Source organism: Mesorhizobium sp. P5_C1, from assembly GCF_054049815.1.
Genome location: NZ_JBFULQ010000818.1, coordinates 1 through 1,825, shown reverse-complemented (window position 1 = coordinate 1,825; position 1,825 = coordinate 1). Strand labels below are relative to the sequence as shown.

At 63.6% G+C, this 1,825-nt stretch carries 2 protein-coding genes; both read left to right on the top strand.

Features of this window, described 5'->3' with window-relative positions; genetic code table 11:
• The coding region (locus ACXJ7R_RS31625; RefSeq protein WP_457155241.1) for an ABC transporter ATP-binding protein at positions 1–1,064 on the top strand (1,064 nt) is incomplete at its 5' end.
• A gap of 53 nt (positions 1,065–1,117) precedes the next feature.
• Entirely contained in the window at positions 1,118–1,801 is a 684-nt protein-coding gene (locus tag ACXJ7R_RS31620) for a DJ-1/PfpI family protein (RefSeq protein ID WP_457155240.1), read from the top strand.
• Positions 1,802–1,825: the final 24 nt, after the last annotated feature.

Here is a 1,825-nt window from a genome sequence, read left to right as displayed (position 1 = left end):
CCTCTGTTACGCTCGATAAGGTCCGCAAGGATTATGGCACTGTCCGTGTCCTGCACGCGGTCGACCTTGAAATCGCCGATGGCGAGTTCGTCGTCCTGGTCGGTCCGTCAGGCTGTGGCAAGTCCACGCTTTTGCGCATGATCGCCGGGTTGGAGGAGGCTTCCGGCGGCGAGATCCGCATCGGCGAGCGGCTGGTCAACGACGTCGCACCGAAGGACCGCGACATCGCCATGGTGTTCCAGTCCTACGCGCTCTACCCGCATATGGATGTATCGAAGAACATGGGTTTCAGCCTGATGCTGCGCAAGGCCGAGAAGCCGGCGATCGACGCGCGGGTGGACGGTGCGGCCAAGCGGCTCGGGCTCGACACTTTCCTGCAGCGCCTGCCGCGGCAGTTGTCCGGCGGCCAGCGCCAGCGCGTCGCCATGGGCCGCGCCATCGTGCGCGATCCCAAGGTGTTTCTGTTCGATGAGCCGCTGTCGAACCTCGACGCCAAGCTGCGCGTCCATATGCGTGCCGAGATCAAGGCGCTGCACCAGCAGTTGAAGACCACTTCGGTCTACGTCACCCACGACCAGATCGAGGCCATGACCATGGCCGACAGGATCGTCGTCATGCATGACGGGCTGATCCAGCAAGTCGGCGCGCCGCTGGATCTCTATGACCGGCCGGCCAACATGTTCGTCGCCGGCTTCATCGGCTCACCTGGTATGAATTTCCTGCCTGCGACCGTTCGCAAGGGCGGTACCTCGGAGGCCGTGCTGGCCGATGGCCAGGCGTTGCGCCTGCCGGATGGCCTGCCGCTGAAGGACGGTGACGTAATCACCGTCGGTCTGCGGCCCGAGCACATCAGGCTGGCCGATGACGGCGAATTGCAGGGCGAGGTGGGGGTGGTGGAGCCGCTCGGGCTTTCGACGCAGTTCTACGTCAAGCTGGCTGGCCAGCAGCTTTGTGTCTTCGCCATGGGCCGCGCCGGCGTGAAGCCCGGCGACGTGGTACGGCTGTCGGCCGACCCGGCGTCGCTGCATCTGTTCGATCCGAAAAGCGGCGATCGCGTTGGCTAAACCGGGGCCTGCTGCTGCATAGTGATTTGCGGAAGCAGGAAGAGGGGGAGGCCATGAAACTCGGAATTCCGGTCTATGACGGCGTGGACTTGCTCGACGTGACCGGGCCTTACGAGATGTTCAAATGGGTCGACCCGGCGAAGGGGCTCGATTGCCAGATCCTCTCCGCCGATGGTGGCCCGGTCACGACCGTGAACGGGTTGCGTTTCGAAGCCCATGCCAGCTTTGCCGAAACGCCAACGCTCGATGTCCTCTGGGTCCCGGGCGGTGCGCCGGAAGCGTTGAGCGCAATCATGTCGAATGCCAATTCGCCTTTTCTCGCCTACCTCCGACAGGTAGCGGCGGATGCGCTCTGGGTTTGCTCCGTATGCGAGGGGGCGCTGTTGCTCGCACGCGCCGGGCTGCTCGAGGGTCACAAAGCCACGACCCATTGGGCGTTCGTCAAATGCCTGCAGAGTTTCCCCAAGATCGAGGTCGATACGACGCATGCCCGCTTCGTCAGATCCGGCAACCGACTGACCGGTGGAGGCATTTCATCAGGCCTCGACGAGGCCTTGAAACTGATCGAGCTGCTGTTCGATGAGGCGACAGCCGAGGCGGTTCAGGTCACCACGCAGTATTTTCCGCGTCCGCCGGTGGCTGGCAAAATTCCAGCCACGCCGGCCTGCCCGGTGAAATGGCGATCCAGGCGGCCGCACCATCACGGCAACTCTGCAGAAATTCCGGGAAGAGCGTAACGCCGCAATGGACTGCCGTCCGAT

Coding starts and splice junctions, on each gene's coding strand:
- ACXJ7R_RS31620 (WP_457155240.1), top strand. CDS start 1,118: ATGAAACTCGGAATTCCGGTCTATGACGGCGTGGACTTGCTCGACGTG.